Raw genomic sequence first — 21,531 nt, 5'->3', positions numbered from 1 at the left:
ACCTAAAAAAAAGAAAACCATCTACGCTTTAGAAATAGCGTAGATGGTTCTCGCTTTGTTTAGCCTTTGACAGCTTCCATTTCAGTCGTCAATCGTTCTAGTTCATCAATAAGTTGACCAATATAAGCAATCGTATCTCGTAGCGGCTGGTCTGTTGTAACATCGACACCTGCCATTTGAGCTAGCTCTACAGGTGATTTCGTACCTCCAGCTTGAAGGACTGCTAGCCATTCATCTACAGCAATCTTACCTTCTTTTAAGATACGCTTAGATACTTGTGTAGAAATTGTTAAGCCAGCGCTATATGTGTATGGATATAGGCCCATATAATAGTGCGGTTGACGCATCCAAGTAAGCTCTGCACCCTCAGTAATATCGACAGTGTCACCCCAGAAATCTTCTAATACAGAGCGTTTTAATTGATTTAAAACAGTAGCATTCACAGCTTCTCCAGCGTCGATTAATTCATATACTTTTCGTTGATAAGCTGCCTCAAGTAAATGTGTGACGAAGTTATGATAATACGTTTTGGATACAATATTTGAAATTACCCAACGTTTGAAGCGAAGATCATCGTTATGGGTTAATAAATAATTAGCTAGTAGCATTTCATTCATTGTTGATGGTGCCTCGATAAAGTATAACGAAGGACGACTGTTAAAATAAGATTGATTGGCATGTGCATTCACAAAATGCCCTGCGTGCCCAAGCTCATGAATTAAAGTAAATACCTCATTCATACGTTCATTCCAAGACATTAAGATATACGGATGACTACCATATGGACTTGAACAGAATGCCCCAGTCGATTTACCTTTGTTAGGTGCATAATCAATCCAGCGTTCGTTAAACGCCTTTTCGAGCATCTCTTTGTAATCTTCACCCAAAACGTCTAATGCTTTTTCAACATATTCTTTTGCTTCAGCCATTGTTAATTTCGGATCATAGTCTGAATCAAGGGCAATCTTTAAATCAGCAAATGTCATTTTTTCAATGCCGTTTGCTTGTTGAATAAGCTTTGCGTAGCGGCGCATATGCGGAGCAAGCTCTTTCGTAATCAGATCTATTTGACGATTATAAAGCGTACGATCAACATCTTGATCAAATAATAAATAGTCAATGACAGAATCAAAACCTCGTAAATCAGCCATAGTTTTTTCTTGTTGAATGTGAGTGTTATAAATTTTTGCAGTTGTGTGCTGATAATCGCGCAACTTATTCGAAAATGCTTGGAAAGCTGCACGGCGAACATTTGTATCAGCGTCAAACTCCCAATCATTTTCGTATAATACAAAACTAAGTGGATGTTTTTCGCCATTGGCCTCAAACTCTCCAAAATGCATATCTACAAGCTTTGTCGTATTATACGTTTCATATGGTGCATCAAAAGTAGAGCTAAATGCAGCTAGTGCTTTTTCTACCTCTGGATGTAGCTGATGAGGCTTTTGTTTTAATAATTCCTCTATATAGACTTTATATTTAGGGCTTAATGTAGCAGCTTCTTCTAAAATAGACTCATCTAGTGCTAGTAATTCACTGCGTACAAAAGAAATTGTACTACTTATTTTTCCGACTGCTGTACCATATTTTGCAGCACGCATTTGGGCTTCATTATCTGTATGATCAGCTTGATTATTTAAGCTTGCATAAGTACCAATAGGAACTATGCTTTCATATAGTGCTTCATAAGCTGTTAAAACATCAATTACCTTTTGAGCATCCGTAATTGTACCTTGATGCGTGCTTTCGAAATTTTTTGCATCTTCCACAAGCTTCGCTAGAGCAGGTTCAAAATCCGCGTCATTTTCAAGTAAAACTGTTAAATCCCATGTTTGTTCTACTGGTACATCTTTTCGTAATGGCAATACCTCCATTAATTAACACCCCTTTTTAGTAAGTGATTCCATTATAACGAAACTATTTCGGAAAGTGAAATAATTATAGAAAATAGTTTCAATGTTCTTAAAAATATAACAATAGAGTGGAAACTTTGTTCGTAATAGCTATAATAGATTTAAAGTTAAAGGGGGGATGTAGTTATAATGCAGCTAGTTTGGGAGAAACCAGATGTATATAAGCTTAGTCAAGTGAATCAAGATAATCTATGGAAGAAGTTAATTGCGGATTTGTTTGAAGATTTTTTGTTGTTCTTTTTGCCAGACTTACATGCAGAAGTTGATTTTTCTAAGCAAGTGGAGTTTTTACAGCAAGAGCTTTTCAAAGAAATTATTGAACATCGTCAAGGGCGCAAGGTAGCTGATCAAATTGCGAAGGTTCATCTAAAGAGTGGGGCAGAGCAATGGATTCTTGTCCATACAGAGATACAAGCAGTAGATGAAGTGCATTTTGCGAAGCGAATGTTTGAGTATTTTTATCGTATCAGTGATCGTTATGGTAAGAAGATTGTGGCCATTGCAATTTTTACAAATACGAGTACCAAAAGCACGAATCAGTATCATGAAAAGTATTATGGTACAGAAATAACTTATACATTTAACAAGTTTGTCGTGTCAGATTTTGATGAAGAAGAATTGAAAAAATCACCGAAGCTGTTTAGTAAAGCTTTACTAGCATCAATTTATTTAAATCAAACAAAAAACGAAATGAGCCATCGTAGTGCTTACAAAAGAGCATTACTAAGAGAAGTATGGTTATTAAGTAATGTTGAACGGACAGAGATACGTGCGCTTCTTTACTTCATTGATTATTTATTAAAGCTACCAAAATCTATGTCTGAGCAGCTTTTAAGAGATGTAAAAGACGAAATTAAAGGGGAGGAAGAAATTTTGCATCTAAATAAAGAAGGTTTACCGCCGACACTTGCTGGAGTTTTGGAATTAGAAAGACAGGAAGGAATTGAACAAGGAATTGAACAAATAATCAGGGGTTTGATTGAAACAGGTGCTGACGATGAATGGATTGCTGAAGTTTCAAAGCTTCCAGTGACAAAGATAAAAGCAATTCGTAAGGAACTGAAATAATTAAAAAGTATTAGATCTAGACACTATTGTTGAAAGACAAATGAAACTACAAAAAATATGTTTGAGAGCTTGTAAGAGCCGTAAAAGATGAAATTAAAGGGGATGAAGAAATTTTGCATCTAAATAAAGAAGATTTACCGCCGACACTTGCTGGAGTTTTGGAATTAGAAAGGCAGGAAGGAATCGAACAAGGAATTGAACAAACTATTAAACAAATAATCAGCGGTTTGATTGAAACGGGTGCTGACGATGAGTGGATTGCAAAAGTTTCAAAGCTTCCAATAACAAAGATAAAAGAAATTCGTAAGGAACTGAAGTAGTCAAATTGTATGATAATCTCTTATAGGTTTGTTGTGATTTTTAAACGTCCAATTAATGTAATCCATCTGTTTTTTAGGGCTGGCTATGTAGTGGAAAATGTTTTGGTTTTGTATTTTTTGTATCTACAGATGACCTTAGAATTTTTTTCAATGAAAAAATGTGTGTATAGCAAGCATACTTTGCAACGCATACTAAAGGCTAGAACAACTGGCACATTGGAGGAGAAATAATGTCACAAAACTTAAACAAACAATTGAATAAACTTGTCGCTACATGGTCTGTACTTTATACGAAATTGCACAATTATCATTGGTATGTAACGGGGAATGCTTTCTTTACACTACATGCAAAATTTGAAGAATTATATAATGAAACAACGTTAAATCTAGATGAAATTGCAGAACGTATTCTTTCGAAAGATGGAAAACCAGTTGCTACGTTAAAAGAACATCTTGAGCTGTCCTTTGTAGAGGAAGCAAAAGGGAATGAGAGGACAGAGGAAATGGTGGCTACAACCATTGCCGATTTCCAAACACTTATGAAAGCTTTAAATTCAACAATGGAGCTTGCGGCAGAAGAAGGGGACGATCGAACAGAGGATATACTAAATGCTATGTATCAGTCCCTAGAAAAGCATACATGGATGCTGAAAGCCTTCCTCGGACATTAATAACCACAAGTAAATGATAGGCGATGGGACTTCTTAATTCACTTCCGTTGCCTATTTTTTGATATTTGAAAGTTTAAGACCATTGTTTCAAAAGGTGAATATGTATTACAGAGATATTACAAATATTACAGTTCGTTAAAAGAATAGGTAAAAAGGTTTTTTTCTTGAATAGGAAGGGTAGATACCAAGTAAGCCATACAAATTAGGAGGAATTGAGCATGATAAATGAACAAAACCAAAAAATTGAAGTGGCCCATACAAGGGAAGAAATGCTTCATATTTTAGAAAGTATGCAATTAGATGCATATCAAATAGAGGATATTTACGTTATTGCAAAGGATCCAAGTAAATTTGAAGGTGTGAAATGGGATGCTAATGTTAAAACACATGAGGTTGGGAATTGGGTTGATCAAATTAAGTCTTGGTTTACCGGTGAATCGGCTGTAAAAGAAGGATTTAAGCGATTTGATCTTACGGAAGGTCAAACAGCTTACTATGCTCATCTCGTTGAACAGGGTGTCATCGTATTATTTGCTGAGCATTCAACTGAACCTATGACGACATAATGTATAGTAAGATGATTGTTATTCGTCTTGATTCACGTGTGACAGGGAGAGTTTCCTTTTGAACAATAAGTAAGTTATAAAATAAACAGAGTGAGTGCACATGCATCACTCTGTTTATTTGTGTTGTAAGAATTAATTTATAGCTTTTTCATGTTTTTTAATAAAGCGTAAAACATGGAGATGCTCTAATTGGGCAACAAGATTACCAATTAGAATAAAGCTACCACCAATTACTATTTTTACCGTTATTCCTTCACCAATAAACATCATGGCAAACATCGCTGCGAAAATTGGCTCTAAGGAAAATATTAGTCCTGTATGTGTAGCAGAGGTAAACTGTTGTGCAACAGTTTGACCTACGAAGCAAAATGCACTACAAATGACACCAAGTCCTATAATAGCAATCCAAGAAGTCGTTGTATTTGGAAGTGTTGGCGTTTCGAAAATGAATGTTAATACAAGTGCATAAAGTCCAGCAAAACCAAGCTGATAAATGCCATAAGAAATTGATTCAACGCTCCGTGTAAATGAACTGTTTAACAGTAAATAAAACGAATAACATAGTGCAGCGATGGCTATTAAAATATCCCCTTTTTGAAAGGCAAATGAACCATGTGCCGTTAAAACTGTAATCCCAATCATTGTACAAATAATCGCAAAGCTAACTGCTCTTGAAGGTAATTTCTTTTCAATAAAACTGCTGAAAATAGGCACTAAGATAACTGTTAGACTTAAAATAAAACCAGCATTTGATACCGATGTAGTTTCTAGTCCGAATAAACTTAGAACGAACACAATGAATAATAGAAACCCTTGTATAGCTGCATATTTTAATGTTTTAACATCGACTTTAATCATACGTTTATAAAAGATAATACCTGCTACGAAAAATGCGATGATACAACGCAATGCCACCACATTATAAACAGCCAATGTTTCAAGCCCCATTACCATAAAAGTATAAGATAAGCCCCAGAACATTGTCACTATAACCATCAATAAATTTGCTTTTCCTTGGATACTCATTATGCTCACCTACTATCTGTGTACTAAAACAGTTTTTATACTAAAATTTACTATATATCTTGTGTTGTGATTAGTAAAACGAATGTTTATAATGGTTAGTATTAAAAAAATTCATGTATATAGAGGACAAGGCGATGAGTTTAGTCAAATATGAGATTTTGAATAAAGTGGCTGAGGTAGCTAGCTTTACAAAAGCAGCGGAAGCATTGGGATTAACCCAATCTGCTGTAAGTCATGCTGTTTCAAGCTTAGAAAAGGAGTTCGGCTTTGCACTCATTCACAGAAGTCGAGCAGGTGTCACGTTAACAAGTGAAGGTAATGTAATGCTAAGAGCAATGAGACATGTCCTCGATGCACAAGAACTGTTACAGCAAGAAGCTGCACATATACTTGGCGTTACTCGAGGGAAAGTGAGAATTGGTGTAATTTCAAGTATTTCTTCAAACTGGATGCCGGAAATTGTTCGTATTATGGACAATCAATTTCCTGGTATCCAAGTCGAATTGCGCGAGGGAGATTATTATGAAATTGAACAATGGCTATTGAGTGGAGAGGTTGATGCGGGATTTTTAAATGGTCAAAAATCTAAGCAGTTTCAGTTTACCGAACTTCAGCAGGATCCATTGCTGTGTATTGTCTCCGATAAAAGTCCACTTTATAATAAAGCCGAAATTGATATTGTTGAACTAGAAGACATGCCATTTATCATGACTTCATATAAAGGCACTAATGATGTAAAAGAACTGTTAGAGCAATATCACGTAAAGCCAAATATTCGCTTTGAACTATCAGAAGAGGTAGGGATCATTTCGATGATTGCTCACCAGCTTGGAATTAGTATTTTACCGAAATTAGTGACGTATAACTTGCCTCCTACGATAAAAGCTATACCTTTAAAACAAGGTGGCTATCGCACAATAGGAATAGCTATGAAAAATCAGGCATCACCAGTGACCAAGAAATTTGCTGAGATATTAAGTTCCTGGTTAAAAGAGCAAAATATGAAATAGTATTAATTTAACTCCAACCTTATAAAAACAACATTGAAGCATAACATAGCATTACGTTAAAATAGTATTTGTATATTTATCTTCATTCAGCAGATCTTTTTTGTACCGAAAGCGTAGCGACAGGTACAGAAGATTCCCACCTCTAAAGGAGGTGAGATGAATGCAATTTTGATTACTTTTTCAGTGGGTGTCCAAACACCTACTGAAATAGAGGAACTCAGCCTAAGAAAGCCACGTCCTGTGGCAATTTATCTGTGCGAAAGCGCAGCGTCAGCAACAACACACGACTGAGTGACCAACATCATGCTGCTGACGCTGCGTTAGCACTGCGCTTTCGCACAGAAAACATTTGTTGGCCCAAAGCCTCCGGCGGATGTCACGGATTTTCAAAGGAATGAATATAAGGATGTTAGCCTAAAATCTTCGCATCCTGCGAAAACGGCTAACTGACCTGCATCGGTAAAAACGCCACGTCCTGTGGCATTACCGAAATGACCGACATCGTGTCGGTCCTCGTGCAGGCCTAGGCACAATTCAAAATCCGGTCGCATTGTTTATCTGTAGCGAAAGCAAAGCGACAGCTACAATTACGCCAAGGTGAAATTGATTAGAAAAAAGGTGAGTGTATGGGGACATTACGAGGTAAGACCGTACTCATTACAAGTGGGGGAACACTTGAAAAATGGGATCGTGTGCGTGGGCATACGAATTTATCGAAAGGGTCGATGGGCTGTTATTTAGCTGAAGCAGCACTAGAGGCTGGGGCAAACGTATTGTATATGCATGGTTATTTTGCACAGCTTCCTGAGAACAAAGATAAAATGCGTACCATTCGATTTGAAGGTATTGAAGATTTAGGTGAGAAAGTTCGACATGCTGTTCAGGAAGAACAAGTAGATATCGTTATTATGGCAGCTGCAGGTTCTGATTGGCTCATTGACAAAGTGTATGATCAATCTGGGAATTTAATGGAGGAAGCAGGTAAAATGCCATCTGATGAGCCACCTATCATTCACTTTAAAAAGGCACCTAAAGTATTAGGTCAAATTAAAGGGTGGCAGCCAAAAGTTACATTAGTGGGCTTTAAACTTGAGGCAACAGATGACGAGGAATTTTTACTGTCCCGTGCACGCCTACGAATGGAATCGGCCAACGCTCAGTTTATGGTAGCAAATAGCTCACAGTCTTTATATGGTGGAGATGAGCCACACTGGATTGTACCGGCTAAAGGCGAACCGATAAAGGTTATGGGCAAGCAAAAGACAGCGAAAGCATTAATGGATCTTTTATAAAATGATTAAAACAAAAACTGTGTAGAGGCAAATTGATCTGCGCAGTTTTTATTTTTTTCCCCTGTAAAGTCTATAGTGATACTTACTGGCACAACTATAGACATACTTCATATTCCTTTATTTCTTAGTAAACAACTAAGTTTTGTAATATTTATATTGACAATGGGTTTTCTGAATTATAGAATTATTTGCAAGAAACGAAATACCGGCAACTTGGCCTAAAAAGAAGCTTTGATAACAAATATTGTAGGTCAAATCCAACAGAGCTATCTAAGGGATAAGTGGGCTATGATTGACGAGTTGGCCTCAAAATATGTTAAAAGAAGGGGTGTATCGGATGACTCAACAGGTAAAGGTAGATGACAAAAAACTGGAGGCAATTGCAAAGGCGATTCAAAATTTGGAGTTTGGAGAAGTACACATTACGATTCAAGATGGTGTCATTGTGCAAATTAACAGACTTGAAAAGCAAAGATTTCCACAGAAAAAGTAAACTGTATAGGAGGCCACAAAAATTATTTCCTTCGTTTTATGTGGCCATTTTCGCAACAGCATAGGTTATTTTATAGAGTTAGCTATTTTAACGAATATGTGAGGTGTATCAGTGTTAGTTACCTCTTTATAAATACCTAGTAAATATTGCGAATTGTTTTTTTCAAAGACAAAAAAGTTAAATAGTTGGTCTTCAAAATAAATCGCTTTTGTATCACCTTGAAGAGTATATTCTTTACCTTTAAAGTTCAATTTGTCTTTGAAGTTTATTTTATTCTCTATTGATCGAATTTCAATTTTATAAATATTTTCTTTTATTTCTTTATTAACAAACATAAGACTCAATGCATCATTCATATTATATTTTTTATCTTCGTAAAATTTCCCAAATTGATGTGTGAAGGAAATCGGTGGCATAATTTGGGGTAACTTTACCGCACATTTACAATGATTTTCAAATTCCTTAACGGACTCTTCTACGGATTTATATCCACCTTCAGCGAATTTTTCCTCAAAGGAAGGAGGAGGGTTTTCGAAATTTGCAGTTACCCATTCATTTGTAGAAAATAAAAAAATAATAGATATCATGAAAAGGATTTTTTTAAACATTTGTAATACACCTCATCTCTTACTTTTTCATCAATCAAACTTATTATTTCGATAAAGAGCTGAAAGATACGTCAAAAAAACAGGATGATTACGACCAATCATCCTGTTTTTTGCGTATATATTTCTTGCCAAAGCCTAATCATAAAAACTATTTGGGATTTCACCAATATGTCTGCGATGGTAAAGTAAGGGTTCCTTCTGTGCATTCTCAATTTCTAGGACCTGCCCGATAAATATCGTATGATCTCCAGCATCGATTTGCTGAGATGTTTTGCATTGTAAAATGGCCGCAGTATCATGTAAAACCGGTAGACCTAAATCAGAGTTTGACCATTTAGCCTGGGCGAAACGATCTGGAATTTTACTTGAAAATAGCGTACATAAGTGTTCTTGATTGCTCGCTAAAATATTTACAGCAAACTTTTGAGCCACTGTAAAATATGGATGTAGCTGTGATTTTTTATCGAGCGACCATAAAATAAGGAGTGGATCTATGGAAACTGACGCAAAGGAATTGACAGTTAAGCCAATAGGTTCACCTATGTCATTACAAGCAGTGACAACTGTAACACCTGTTGGATAATTACCTAATGCTAGTTTAAAAGCAGCTACTTTGTCTGTCATTCTAATCACCTCTTCATTGATTTATGAAAATAAAAAATCTTTTTTGATGAACTACTAGCATCGAAATCCTTTTGTTGCCGAGCATTTTAAAAAAGATATCATAAAATATAGTAAGTTCTAATAATTATAATATTCTAAATTTTATTTTAAACCAACAAAACTAACAGGTAAAGTATATAATAGAGAAAAAAGGGGGTTCAGTCATGACTTTATATTTTGACCATCTAGTTCATCAAGTTCAATCACCAGAAAATACAAAGATTTTCTTAAATAAACGTAATATCCATACAGTTAACGGTGGTCAACATACAATGTGGGGGACATACAATACGTTAAGCTATTTTGGATTAAACTATATTGAGCAAATAGCAATTTATGATCGTAATTTATTTGAAAATGCAGTGAAATTACCTTATTCCTTACATTATACGTTTAAACGTGCTAACGAGCGCTATGGTTTTTCAAGAATTGCATTGCGTACAAAAAATATTGAAGAAGAGGCACAACGTTTACGTTCACTTGGATTTGAAGTATATGGACCAGATGCTTGTAGTCGTACAAGACCAGATGGCTCTGTAGTAGAATGGAAGCTATTGCATTTTGGGAAGCCAGAGCAGGCAATTGATTTTCCATTTTTGATTGAGTGGACTGATACAGATGAGGAACGTATTGCACAATTAAAAGCAAATGGAGCCATTGATACGAATCAAACTATATCGATGGAATCTGTCCAATTTTATGTGAAAGATGTGCAAGCAACAGTGAATTTATGGAGGAAAGTATTACAACTACCAGAGCCTGAACAACAAGAACAGTTTATCTCCTTACATTTACCAAATATTCGCCTGGATTTTTATGACAAAGTCGCTGCAGCTACTATGACACTAGGTCATTTAAATGAAGGGGCGTTTGGGGTAACACTTATGGATACTGACAGAACGAAGGAAACGCTAGTTTTTCCCGGAGCTTTTTATTGGATCAATCGCTGAAGTTATAGTGTTTATAGCGATAGTACATTTAAGAGCATTTGAAAAAAGGAGCCGTTCATCCATCGAACAGCTCCTTTGAGTTTATACTTTTACAACATTTGACGCCTGTGGCCCTCGATTGCCTTCCACCACTTCAAATGATACCTTTTGACCTTCTTCAAGTGTACGGAAGCCTTCCTCTTGGATTCCCGTAAAATGTACAAATACATCTTCTCCATCATCACATTCTATAAAGCCATAACCTTTTTCATTATTGAACCACTTTACGATTCCCTGTTGCATAAGCATTCGCCTCCCATGCGCTTGAATGTAGAATAAAATCAATTAAGTCGTGACATAAATTGTGAAAATGTGAAAAAATGCATTTTCATTTAGAACATACATGAATTGAGCAATGTTGTCAATTGATTGTCGAAATACTTGAATAACTTACTATGATTTTTTTCACAATAAAGTCTATAATGGAATTAACTTCTTTCAGCAAGAAGTTAAGGCCTCCGGCGGATGTCACAGAATCGGAAAGGAATTCTTTGTGTACGCACAAAGCCGATTCCAGACGCAATTATGCCGAGGCATAATTGATCGACATAGAAAGTAGGATGCCAAATGACAACGAAAAAACAACCTCTAACAGATCTAGAAATCGCGAATCAAGCGGTTATGCAACCTATTACTCAAATAGCGAAAGCTGCAGGTATTCCAGAGGATGCACTTGAACAGTATGGTCGCTACAAAGCAAAAATTGATCCATTAAAAATAACAGCACATGGTGAGGATGCAAAGGTTGTATTGGTAACAGCTATTAGTCCAACTCCAGCGGGTGAAGGGAAATCAACTGTAACGGTTGGGCTTGCTGATGCACTTCATCAATTAAATAAAAATGTTGTTGTTGCTTTACGTGAGCCATCACTCGGCCCTGTAATGGGTGTAAAAGGTGGAGCAACAGGTGGTGGATATGCACAGGTTGTGCCGATGGAAGATATTAACTTGCATTTCACTGGTGACCTTCACGCGATTACGACTGCGAATAATGCATTATCAGCCTTTATTGATAATCATATCCATCAAGGAAATGCTTTAAACATTGACCCTCGCCGTATAATTTGGAAGCGTGTAATGGATTTAAATGATCGCGCCCTTCGTAAAGTTGTTGTGGGTCTCGGTGGTCCTGTTCAAGGGATGCCACGTGAGGACGGCTTTGACATTACTGTTGCATCAGAAATAATGGCAGTTTTCTGTTTAGCTACAAGTATTGAAGATTTACGTGAACGTTTAGCAAGTATCGTAATCGGTTATACATTTGACCGTGAGCCTGTATTCGTGCGTGATCTTCAAGTGGAAGGGGCATTAACATTATTATTAAAAGATGCCTTCAAACCAAACTTAGTGCAAACGCTTGAGGGGACACCTGCCATTATTCACGGTGGACCATTTGCCAACATCGCACATGGCTGTAACTCGATTATGGCGACACAAACAGCTCGTAAGCTGGCAGATATCGTTGTGACAGAAGCGGGCTTTGGTTCAGATTTAGGCGCTGAAAAATTTATGAATATTAAAGCGCGTAAAGCAGGCTTTAAACCAAGTGCAGTTGTAATCGTAGCTACAATTCGTGCATTAAAAATGCATGGCGGTGTAGCGAAAACGTCACTAGTTGGGGAAAACGTTGATGCCCTTTTACAAGGAATCGAAAATTTAGCCAAACATGTTGAGACGATTCGTACATTTGGCGTTGAGCCGATTATTGCTTTAAATCGTTTTATTACGGACACAGAGGCTGAGTTAGAAGCAGTCCTGAATTGGTGTCAAGAAAATCATGTTCGTATCGCACGAACTAATGTCTGGGAGGAAGGCGGAAAAGGTGGTCTAGGCTTAGCTGAACAAGTGCTAGCTGTTCTTGATGAAGAAAACAATTTTTCTCCATTATATGACATAACAGAATCTATTGAGGAAAAAGTACGTACAATTGTGCAAAAAGTTTATGGTGGGAAAGATGTGCAATTTACCGATCAAGCGAAAAAACAAATTGCCCAAATTGAAAAATTCGGTTGGGATTCACTACCGATTTGTATGGCGAAAACGCAATATTCTTTATCAGACCAACCAAGTCTTTTAGGACGTCCAGAAGGCTTTACAATCACTATTCGCGAAGTCATTCCTAAACTTGGTGCTGGCTTCCTAGTTTGCTTAACTGGGGATATTATGACAATGCCAGGTTTACCAAAAGCACCAGCCGCTTTGCGTATGAATGTTGATAATGAAGGACATGCGGTAGGGTTGTTCTAGAGTAAGAAGTACAAAAGAATATATAAATGCAAAAGCTGTTCCTTTAAGTTATAAAGGGCAGCTTTTTTAACTTTTGTTATCGGATGTAACTGAACAATGCCGTAGCATATTAGTTATTGTGAAAAAAGGGGAAGAAAATTAATAGCCCCTATATTCACGAAGGAGAAAACTGGCTAACCATAAAAAAATTGCAATTCGAATGATTATATACATTGTATATTCAAAAAAAGAAAGTTTTCTTTCACGTTTTAAATTTTTTAAAAGTCTCACAGAAAAAATTGAACATAAGAGAAGGAATGCTATAGATATTTGATATATGTTTTCTAACAGGTTTACATTTTCTAATAGGCTTTTCAGCAAGATCATCCTTTCATACTAGAACGTATGAGTTGTCTTGTTTTAGTATGCTGATACTTTAGTTGATTACGAAGAAAAATTGGGAAATGTCATTCATCAGTTGAATGGGGTGCGCATTGTATCGGGTCTAGTGACTGATTACTTATTAGCAAAGGAAAATGGCTTTGATGTAGGTAAACAAGAAATTGGTGGCGAATACAAAGATGATAAGCAGTCAAGATTAGATATTGTTGTGAAAACGCAGGATCAGCAAATGATTAATATTGAAATTCAATTGTCTAATCAACACGATATGTTTAAGCGTACATTATTTTACTGGACTCAACTTTATACATCACAATTACAAAAGGGTATGGGGTATCATAAACTGCTACCGACGATTACTATTAATATATGTAATTTCACATTGTTTCCTCAAAGCGCATATTATCACAGTACCTTCCATTTATATGAGGATAAAACATTAAAGCGATTAGTTATACAAGATGATGCTTTGGAAGTGCACTTTATTGAAATGAATAAATTCCTTGAACAATGGCATAGGGGATTTCTTAAGCCACTGGATGATATTTAAGCACGTTGGTTATTGTTATTAGGAATGGTCGATGCACGAAAGAAAAAGGTCTATAAAAAATATATCGTGAAATGGAGGAACTAGCGATGAAGGACGAACATTTATTACAGGCATTTAATGTTTGGGAAGAGCTAAGTTTATCACAGGAAGATGTTATAGCTTATCAATCTCGCTTAAAGTATATCCTTGATGAAGAGGCAAAGTTGGAGGATGTAAAGCATATGGCAGAGCAACTGGGAATAGAGAAAGGAATCGAAAAAGAAAAAGAAGAAACCGCTAATAAACTTTTAGCGAATGGAATGGATATTGATTTTATTCATAAAATAACAGATTTATCTGTGGAGCGTATTGAAGAAATCAAAGAAAGGCTAATTCAAAGTCGTGAAGACAAATAACGAAAAGGTTAACAAAGCTCGTCATGACCCTAAGATCTCACGTGTTCAGAATTTCTTCCTTAGGAATATTTTAGAAGGGGAATAAGGGATAACAAGTAGCAAGGAAAAGGGAGATAGGAAATATATGTCTTTAAAATGGAAATTGAAGAAACAATAAAAGCTGCCATCATCTACAAAAAATAAGATGGGCAGCTTTTATTGTTTCTTCAGCGGGTTGGTATTACATAACATAACTATCGTTTCCTACTTCCTTCATAACTTAATACTTCAATTACGGCTTAAATAAAATTCGGAAAAATTGTTGCCTAAAAAAATTCTCTAGTTTTGTTAGCACGACTCTGGATGATTAGACTTTTCGCAAAATGGCAAGAAATTGGTATGCTATTTGCCATTAATGGGAGGAGTTACGTTCATACATATTCAAGATAATGAATAGAAGAAGGTAACATCGATTAATGATAAAAATATCACACGCTTGCGACATATGCTCAAAGCTTTCTAGGTCGTGATAAGCTTGTTTGTTCACTTATCTCGTCATGTACATTCACTATGCGGGTTAAAACAAAGAATTTCTAAGGGAAAGTGTTCACTTTTATTTGTTTAGATGATTGGTTTTCACTATACGCACGTCATCTTGCAACACAGTATTCAATTTTAAATCCCGCTGAAGTTGTTTAATCTGTTAAAACATAGTTCTTGTACATCACTGAAAAAGTGAGCCTACAGAACAAAAATAGTTGTTCTGTACATTTATCATACAATATTCAGAAAAATTAGTCAATTGAAATTAACTTCCCAAATTGATTTTTTTGTTAAATCTAGAGGTTACTTAATTACCAACAATTCTAAGCAATACCGTATAATAAAGGATGAAGGGACTGAACTAAGAATATGAACAATTTAATGGACAAAGTACGAGGGATTTACGAGCAATTTGATGCTAGTCATGATTTTCAACATATTGAACGTGTTTATCAAAATGCGTTAACGATATTACAAACAGAACCGGAAGCCGATGCAGAGGTCGTGGAAATTGCTGTGCTGTTGCATGATGTTAGTGATAAAAAGTATACCGATAGCAAGGAGCAAGAGAATAAGCTAATTGCCGAGCTGTCTTTAAGCGAGGAGAAGAAGCAACATATTCAAGATTGCATCGCACAAGTATCGTATAATGGTGGCAATGAGCTAGAAGCAACTTCTCTCGAAGCAAAAATAGTACGAGATGCAGATCGTTTAGATGCGATTGGAGCAATCGGTATTGCGCGCACATTTGCTTTTGGTGGAGCTAAGGGTCGAAAGCTTTACGACAAGGAAGAGAATGCACGTACGGATATGACAGAAGTGGAGTACCGCAATAAAAATACATCCTCAGTTACCCATTTTTATGAGAAGCTATTATTGCTGAAGGATTTAATGATTACTGACAAGGGCAAGCAAATGGCTGAAGAACGCCATCAATTTATGGTACAGTTTTTAGAGCAATTACAAAATGAAATAGGTGAGTAATACCTCACGCTACTAAAAAAATCCGTTGTCTATTTCAATAGACAACGGATTTTTAGGGTTAAATAATGTTGATTCATTCATTTGCTTCGGAAGGAGTATTTTTTGATTCAATTTTTTTACGTAAAATCTACTCAAATGTTATTGTGTGAAAATAAGGTTACCTATATTACATAAAAAACCGTTGCATCATCCTATAGCTCTGAAAATAGTAAGTGAGATAGCGTTGTGCAAATAAGCTTGGGATTTTTTTATATAAGACATTTTTTATTTTTGAATACTCTTTCGTTTGTTTGGATAACATATTTTTATCATAATATTATAATTAGTTTAATTTAAAATAGTAAAAGTAGTGAACATAGTCGAAAGGATTAAGGAAATTGCTCATTATGGACAGGTGTTCCTGTTGTAATTAGGCGAGGTCTTAGGAAATAAAACTAAAAATCTCTAGGCGACAGATGCAATGTGGGTAAAAACAATTTCAATAAATTTGGAGGAAGAAAATGATGACAAAAGATTTTTACACTACACTTAAAGAAAGACGTACTTACTACGGAATTAATAAAGAGGTAAAAATATCTGATGAAAGAATTAAAGAAATTGTAGAATTTGCTGTGAAATATACCCCGTCAGCATTCAATTCTCAAACTGCACGTATTGTTGTATTATCAGGTGAGGCACATAATAAATTGTGGGATATCACAACTGAAGTATTAAGAAAAGTAGTTGGAGATAGAGACTTTTCAGGAACTCAACAAAAAATGGATTCCTTTAAAGCAGGTTATGGTACAGTATTATTCTTAGAAGATGAAGCGGTAGTTAAATCACTTCAAGAGCAATTTGCCGCCTATGCTGAGAACTTTCCGATTTGGTCAAATCAAGCATCAGGTATGCACCAATTAGTTGTGTGGGCAGCGTTGGAAGCAGAGGGATTAGGAGCTTCTTTACAACATTATAATCCACTAATTGATGATGAAGTGAAAAAAGAATGGAATATCCCTAATAATTGGAAGCTTATTGCGCAAATGCCCTTTGGCAATCCAACGGTAACACCAGGCGAAAAAGAATTCCAACCACTTGAAGATCGAATAAAATTTCACAAATAATTATCTGCTATGTATATGATATACCAAGCAGTACGGCACTGAGTGTCATTTTTGAGACAGTAACCTTTTTACAGCCAGTTGAAGGTATTGAACCAACGACTGGTTGTTGTTTAATTTCGGCTTTTAATCCGGATTTCTGAGCGTTGTAAATCCGCATTTTTTTGACGGTACCTCTATATGCATCATTTTGCAATTACGTTAAAATACAATCTACAAAATGTAAGAAGAGTCCATTTTGAACAAATGTTCAAATGGATTCTTCTTTATTTTAGCTGTTTTCGTAAAGATTGTTGCTCTTCAACTAACGGTGCAGGATAGTTCAACAAGGAGCGATTGAAATACAATAAATATGGAGTTTTGGGAATAATGATACTAAACAAATTTAAGGAGAATCAGAAATGAAAAAATTGCTTTTTAGCCTTATCTTCGTTTTAGTAATTCTTCCTTCACAAACACACTCTGAGAATAAAATTGAAGAGTTGCCACCTTGTTCAGCAATACTTGAACCAACAAAAAACGTACCTAAAAATGCCAGAGGAGTAGCACTGATTTATAATATTGAAAGAAAGTTTAATGATGAACGAACAAGTCTCAGTGTTCACGCACTTCATTTACCAAAGCCATCTAGTTTTGGGGATTATGATGGTTATGAAGTATTAGCATATATTCCGAAAGAAATAAGTTGGATTTTCTCATTGTCTCCTTTAACTAAATATGGAGAAACTACTTGGGCTGGGAATTTGGATGAAGTTTCTCCTATGATGCGACCTACTCGTATCAAAGTTCGGACAGTCAATACAAAGACAAAGAAAACGGGTCCTATTGTACTTGAAAAAATACTAAAACCTTGTTGAATAAACGGGGGCTTTAGTTAAATATTCGATTTACGAAATATCAAACATAAATACAGAGTTGATTCTACACATTTTGTAGATTAACTCTTTTTTTATGCTTTAACAGCAACAATCTTTTAGAAAACAGCCTTATTTTAAAGTAACCTTTTATATATCAATGGTATAAAAGTTTTTGCTTCGTTCCATATTACTATTATGTTTTAAGCAGGTGGAAACCCGTATGGGCCGAGTTTTTTATCATAGGTGAGAAAAAGCAAAACGACAGCTTACAGCAATTTACTGTTGGAATTATGTTAGGGATGGCGAAAGTATAACGAGGAGGACCTTAAATGTATCCAGATTTAGAAGGGAAAGTTATTGTTATTACAGGTGCTTCAACAGGATTAGGAAAAGCAATGGCATTACGTTTTGGCGAGGAAAAAGCAAAAGTTATCGTGAATTTTCGCTCAAATGAAAAAGAGGCAAATGCTGTTGTTGAAGGAGTGAAAAAAGCAGGTGGGGAAGCGATAGCTGTAAAAGGAGATGTGTCAGTTGAAGGGGATGTCATCAACCTCGTCCAGACTGCCGTGAATAAGTTTGGAACTCTCGATGTAATGATTAATAACGCTGGAATAGAAAATCCAGTACCTTCACATGAAATGCCGCTTGAAGATTGGAATAAAGTAATCAATACGAATTTAACAGGTGCATTTTTAGGAAGTAGAGAAGCGATTAAGTACTTCGTCGAACATGATATTAAAGGGACAGTGATCAATATGTCCAGTGTTCACGAAGTTATTCCATGGCCTTTGTTTGTTCACTATGCGGCTAGTAAAGGAGGCATTAAACTGATGTCACAAACATTAGCATTAGAATATGCCCCAAAAGGAATTCGTATCAATAATATCGGGCCTGGTGCGATTAATACACCTATTAATGCTGAGAAATTTGCCGATCCCGAAAAACGTGCAGATGTGGAAAGTATGGTTCCAATGGGGTATATCGGAAAACCAGAGGAGATTGCAGCAACAGCAGCATGGCTTGCTTCATCCCAAGCTAGTTACGTAACAGGAATCACTCTATTTGCTGATGGTGGAATGACCTTATACCCTTCTTTTCAAGCAGGTCGTGGGTAAGTAACGGAAAATGGAAATGGGGTTATCTGCCCTGTTCAAAGTGGTTAAATTCTTATAATACTTCATTGTTGCGTTTGTTGATTTAATAAAAAATAGCATAAATAAAAACTGGCATTGGAACCTAACAGACATTTAACCCTCTTCCAATGCCTTTCTTTATTTTACATATACTGAATAAAAAATTAAGACAGTGTTTTCGAATTTCCTATATTGGATAAATTAAAGTAACTTAAATTATCACATTTTGTTAACGCATCTTTTTTAAGTTTGAATTAATAATCGATATTTGGTTAATCTGCTGGTCTTGGACCTCTTTCGCCCTGTGTATTTTCCAAGGTTAAAATAGGCCGAACTGTAATGTCTTCTATTACTCGAATTTGACAAGATAGCCGCAAACAGTCTTCATATAAATTCTCATCAATATTTTTAATAGAGAAGGCGTGTTTTTCTATTTTTGAAATATCCTTATATTCACCAGCTAATACCTCCACTCTACAAGTTGTGCATTTTGCTATTCCGCCACACTGATGAAAAATGTTTATATTATTATCTTCAAGAGCTAATACTAATTTTTTTCCTTCCTCTACTTCAAAGGTTTTTCCTCCAAATACGGTGACAAGTGGCATCTATGAATTCTCCTTTCAATTAATGGGGTTTTAACGCAGAAACTGTTACTATCAGTTTGGATTGATCCAGCTATTCTCATACAGTTTAAAAAGTTTTACCTAGCCCAGGAAGTTTGTATGGAGGGAAGCGGTTTGAAGGATAATCATATGGTGGGTAGCCATAGGAAGGGTTCCCAAGCATGAACTTGAAGGAGCGACTTGGGTAAAACCTAAAGACTTCGTGTATCTTATCAATGGATATTGCACATGCTAATCTTAAAGTAACTTTTTTCCAATAATATTAACAAAAAGGGAAATATTTCTGAACCGAGATCATTTTTTTCTTAGTAATGAGTTAAAAATCTTTTCATTCATTATATAAAACATATATAATTACTTATGTTTTTTCGACAATGGGGATCTTGAATTAGGTCTATTGTTCTTTCGAATATTAGATCGTGGGAGAAATCTCCTTTTAAATACATTGGGGTAATCGTCAAAGGAGTTTTAACATCATGAAAGAAGCAAAAAGCGCAGTCAAATGGATTCCTTTCCTCATTTCCCTTGCTGTTGGCGTGGCTATCTGGTTTTGTCCAGCGCCTTCAGGAGTAGATGAAAAAGCGTGGCATCTGTTCGCTATTTTTGTTGCGACCATTATAGGATTTATAACGAAACCGTTGCCAATGGGAGCAATATCATTTATTGCTATGGCTATGATTGCCATAACAAATACATTAACTATTGAAGAGACATTAAGCGGTTTTGGTAATTCAACGATTTGGCTAATCGTTATTGCCTTCTTTATTTCTCGAGGATTTATTAAAACGGGACTAGGGGAACGAATTGCCTATGTATTTGTTCGTCTTTTTGGGAAAAAAACTTTGAGTCTGTCCTACTCATTACTAGCAAGTGACTTAATATTAGCACCTGCTATTCCTAGTAATACAGCTCGTGCTGGTGGTGTTATATTCCCAATTATCCAGTCATTATCTCATACCTTCGGATCTAAACCAGAAGACGGGACAGAGCGTAAGATGGGTGCCTTTCTTTTGAAGGTAGGTTTTCAAGGGAATTTAATAACATCTGCTATGTTTATGACAGCCATGGCAGCGAATCCTTTAATTGTTAAGCTAGCAAGTGATTCAGCTGGAGTAACTATTACTTGGTTTGGTTGGGCAGTAGCCATGATTGTCCCGGGGCTAACCGCTTTAATCGTTGTTCCTTATGTTATTTATAAAATTTATCCGCCTGAAATCAAGGAAACACCAGAGGCAGCAGCTATCGCTAAAAAGAAGCTGGAAGAATTCGGTCCTCTGAAAAGTTCCGAAAAACGAATGATCGTAGTATTTGTTGCTGTGTTATCGTTATGGATTGGCGGAGACTACTTAGGCATTAGTGCTACTACAGCAGCTCTTATAGGACTTTCATTGCTGTTATTGTTAGATGTATTAACATGGGCAGATATTAAAAAGGAAGAAGGAGCATGGGACACACTAATTTGGTTTGCAACGCTATTTATGATGGCATCTTTTATGAACAAACTAGGGTTGATTCCGTGGTTTAGTAATGAAGTTGGTGGACTTGTATCTGGATATAGCTGGATATGGGCGGTTGTCATATTAGCTTTAGTCTATTTCTATTCTCATTATTTCTTTGCGAGTTCCACTGCGCATATTAGTGCGATGTATGCAGCATTTTTATCTGTTATGTTGCAAGCGGGAGCACCTGCTATGTTGGCAGCTATATTATTAGCGGCATTTAGTAATTTATTTGGCGCCACTACTCATTATGGTTCTGGTCCAGCACCGGTCTTCTTTGGTGCAGGCTATATTGACCAAAAGAAATGGTGGACAGTTGGATTTGTAGTTTCCGTAGTTACTATCCTGATTTTTGTTATAGTAGGAGGACTATGGTGGAAGCTTCTTGGTTATTGGTGAGTTAGCTTCTGTATCCGGATAGAAAATATTCTATCCGGATATTTTTTTGAGATTTTTAACGCTTCTTCATTTGGATTTAATGGAGAGGTGTTTTTTAGATAGGTAAGAAGAGTTTGTTGTCCTTTGTTTACCTGTCATTTGGTGTTATGATAAAAATGGATATCAATAATAAACTACATATAAAAGTAGTATGGACACTAAACAACACCTAAATGAAAG

The 21,531-nt window shown here is 36.0% G+C and carries 23 protein-coding genes; 16 read left to right on the top strand and 7 right to left on the bottom strand.

The window, feature by feature from the left end:
* Positions 1-59: 59 nt before the first annotated feature.
* On the bottom strand, positions 60-1,874 hold the full coding sequence (gene pepF, locus ACMZ42_RS01005) for an oligoendopeptidase F (RefSeq protein WP_415730256.1): 1,815 nt from the start codon (positions 1,872-1,874) through the stop codon (positions 60-62).
* A 168-nt stretch (positions 1,875-2,042) separates the two neighbouring features.
* On the opposite strand from pepF, the gene ACMZ42_RS01000 reads away from it, so the two are divergent.
* From ACMZ42_RS01000 to ACMZ42_RS00985, 4 genes are all read left to right on the top strand, one after another.
* Positions 2,043-2,981: a hypothetical protein gene (locus tag ACMZ42_RS01000; RefSeq protein ID WP_415730255.1), complete on the top strand. Its 939-nt coding sequence runs from the start codon at positions 2,043-2,045 to the stop codon at positions 2,979-2,981.
* 113 nt (positions 2,982-3,094) lie between these two features.
* Positions 3,095-3,301, top strand: a complete 207-nt coding sequence (locus tag ACMZ42_RS00995) for a hypothetical protein (RefSeq protein ID WP_402868988.1) — start codon at positions 3,095-3,097, stop codon at positions 3,299-3,301.
* Between the two features lie 230 nt (positions 3,302-3,531).
* Entirely contained in the window at positions 3,532-3,972 is a 441-nt protein-coding gene (locus tag ACMZ42_RS00990; RefSeq protein ID WP_415730254.1) for a Dps family protein, read from the top strand.
* A 218-nt stretch (positions 3,973-4,190) separates the two neighbouring features.
* A complete protein-coding gene (locus tag ACMZ42_RS00985; RefSeq protein WP_370077410.1) occupies positions 4,191-4,538 on the top strand; it encodes a general stress protein in 348 nt (115 codons plus the stop codon).
* 132 nt (positions 4,539-4,670) lie between these two features.
* Here ACMZ42_RS00985 and ACMZ42_RS00980 read toward each other — a convergent pair whose 3' ends face one another.
* Positions 4,671-5,564 carry a DMT family transporter gene (locus ACMZ42_RS00980; RefSeq protein ID WP_415730253.1) on the bottom strand — a complete coding sequence of 298 codons (894 nt, stop codon included), beginning with the start codon at positions 5,562-5,564 and terminating at the stop codon, positions 4,671-4,673.
* 134 nt (positions 5,565-5,698) lie between these two features.
* On the opposite strand from ACMZ42_RS00980, the gene ACMZ42_RS00975 reads away from it, so the two are divergent.
* From ACMZ42_RS00975 to ACMZ42_RS00965, 3 genes are all read left to right on the top strand, one after another.
* Positions 5,699-6,574: a LysR family transcriptional regulator gene (locus tag ACMZ42_RS00975; RefSeq protein ID WP_415730252.1), complete on the top strand. Its 876-nt coding sequence runs from the start codon at positions 5,699-5,701 to the stop codon at positions 6,572-6,574.
* A gap of 626 nt (positions 6,575-7,200) precedes the next feature.
* Positions 7,201-7,866, top strand: coding sequence for a phosphopantothenoylcysteine decarboxylase (locus ACMZ42_RS00970; RefSeq protein WP_402868994.1), 666 nt, complete (start codon positions 7,201-7,203; stop codon positions 7,864-7,866).
* Between the two features lie 337 nt (positions 7,867-8,203).
* Complete coding sequence (locus ACMZ42_RS00965; RefSeq protein WP_370077414.1) at positions 8,204-8,359, top strand: YezD family protein; 156 nt, start codon at positions 8,204-8,206, stop codon at positions 8,357-8,359.
* Positions 8,360-8,424: 65 nt separating this feature from the next.
* Here ACMZ42_RS00965 and ACMZ42_RS00960 read toward each other — a convergent pair whose 3' ends face one another.
* Positions 8,425-8,967: a carbon monoxide dehydrogenase gene (locus ACMZ42_RS00960; RefSeq protein WP_402868996.1), complete on the bottom strand. Its 543-nt coding sequence runs from the start codon at positions 8,965-8,967 to the stop codon at positions 8,425-8,427.
* Positions 8,968-9,102: 135 nt separating this feature from the next.
* Complete coding sequence (locus ACMZ42_RS00955) at positions 9,103-9,591, bottom strand: flavin reductase family protein (protein ID WP_402868998.1); 489 nt, start codon at positions 9,589-9,591, stop codon at positions 9,103-9,105.
* A gap of 203 nt (positions 9,592-9,794) precedes the next feature.
* Between ACMZ42_RS00955 and ACMZ42_RS00950 the strand changes: the two genes are divergently transcribed.
* Positions 9,795-10,580: a VOC family protein gene (locus ACMZ42_RS00950; RefSeq protein WP_415730251.1), complete on the top strand. Its 786-nt coding sequence runs from the start codon at positions 9,795-9,797 to the stop codon at positions 10,578-10,580.
* A gap of 81 nt (positions 10,581-10,661) precedes the next feature.
* Here the strand turns inward: ACMZ42_RS00950 and ACMZ42_RS00945 are convergent, their stop codons facing one another.
* The gene (locus tag ACMZ42_RS00945) at positions 10,662-10,862 is read right to left on the bottom strand and encodes a cold-shock protein (RefSeq protein WP_132358884.1); all 201 of its coding nucleotides are present in this window, start codon (positions 10,860-10,862) and stop codon (positions 10,662-10,664) included.
* Between the two features lie 324 nt (positions 10,863-11,186).
* Here ACMZ42_RS00945 and ACMZ42_RS00940 point away from each other — a divergent pair, with 324 nt between their 5' ends.
* The gene (locus ACMZ42_RS00940) at positions 11,187-12,866 is read left to right on the top strand and encodes a formate--tetrahydrofolate ligase (RefSeq protein WP_402869002.1); all 1,680 of its coding nucleotides are present in this window, start codon (positions 11,187-11,189) and stop codon (positions 12,864-12,866) included.
* Positions 12,867-13,004: 138 nt separating this feature from the next.
* On the opposite strand, the gene ACMZ42_RS00935 is transcribed toward ACMZ42_RS00940, so the two are convergent.
* The gene (locus ACMZ42_RS00935) at positions 13,005-13,226 is read right to left on the bottom strand and encodes a hypothetical protein (RefSeq protein WP_402869004.1); all 222 of its coding nucleotides are present in this window, start codon (positions 13,224-13,226) and stop codon (positions 13,005-13,007) included.
* A 76-nt stretch (positions 13,227-13,302) separates the two neighbouring features.
* On the opposite strand from ACMZ42_RS00935, the gene ACMZ42_RS00930 reads away from it, so the two are divergent.
* The 6 genes from ACMZ42_RS00930 to gdh all read left to right on the top strand — a co-directional run bounded on the left by ACMZ42_RS00930 (position 13,303) and on the right by gdh (position 18,770).
* Positions 13,303-13,797 (top strand): Rpn family recombination-promoting nuclease/putative transposase, encoded by a 495-nt coding sequence (locus tag ACMZ42_RS00930; protein ID WP_415730250.1) that lies wholly within the window; start codon positions 13,303-13,305, stop codon positions 13,795-13,797.
* Positions 13,798-13,883: 86 nt separating this feature from the next.
* A complete protein-coding gene (locus tag ACMZ42_RS00925) occupies positions 13,884-14,192 on the top strand; it encodes a hypothetical protein (RefSeq protein ID WP_415730249.1) in 309 nt (102 codons plus the stop codon).
* Between the two features lie 891 nt (positions 14,193-15,083).
* Positions 15,084-15,698, top strand: coding sequence for an HD domain-containing protein (locus ACMZ42_RS00920; protein WP_415730248.1), 615 nt, complete (start codon positions 15,084-15,086; stop codon positions 15,696-15,698).
* A gap of 503 nt (positions 15,699-16,201) precedes the next feature.
* Entirely contained in the window at positions 16,202-16,801 is a 600-nt protein-coding gene (locus tag ACMZ42_RS00915) for a nitroreductase family protein (RefSeq protein WP_415730247.1), read from the top strand.
* Positions 16,802-17,199: 398 nt separating this feature from the next.
* On the top strand, positions 17,200-17,655 hold the full coding sequence (locus ACMZ42_RS00910) for a hypothetical protein (RefSeq protein WP_415730246.1): 456 nt from the start codon (positions 17,200-17,202) through the stop codon (positions 17,653-17,655).
* 329 nt (positions 17,656-17,984) lie between these two features.
* The gene (gdh, locus tag ACMZ42_RS00905) at positions 17,985-18,770 is read left to right on the top strand and encodes a glucose 1-dehydrogenase (protein WP_402869011.1); all 786 of its coding nucleotides are present in this window, start codon (positions 17,985-17,987) and stop codon (positions 18,768-18,770) included.
* 290 nt (positions 18,771-19,060) lie between these two features.
* Here the strand turns inward: gdh and ACMZ42_RS00900 are convergent, their stop codons facing one another.
* A complete protein-coding gene (locus ACMZ42_RS00900) occupies positions 19,061-19,396 on the bottom strand; it encodes a 2Fe-2S iron-sulfur cluster-binding protein (protein ID WP_370077423.1) in 336 nt (111 codons plus the stop codon).
* 494 nt (positions 19,397-19,890) lie between these two features.
* Here ACMZ42_RS00900 and ACMZ42_RS00895 point away from each other — a divergent pair, with 494 nt between their 5' ends.
* The gene (locus ACMZ42_RS00895) at positions 19,891-21,312 is read left to right on the top strand and encodes an anion permease (RefSeq protein WP_370077424.1); all 1,422 of its coding nucleotides are present in this window, start codon (positions 19,891-19,893) and stop codon (positions 21,310-21,312) included.
* Positions 21,313-21,531: the final 219 nt, after the last annotated feature.

Source organism: Lysinibacillus sp. NPDC056185, from assembly GCF_047737915.1.
Classification (GTDB): Bacteria; Bacillota; Bacilli; order Bacillales_A; family Planococcaceae; genus Lysinibacillus.
Note: the sequence above shows the minus strand (reverse complement) of the source record. Positions and strands in the feature narration are given on the sequence as shown.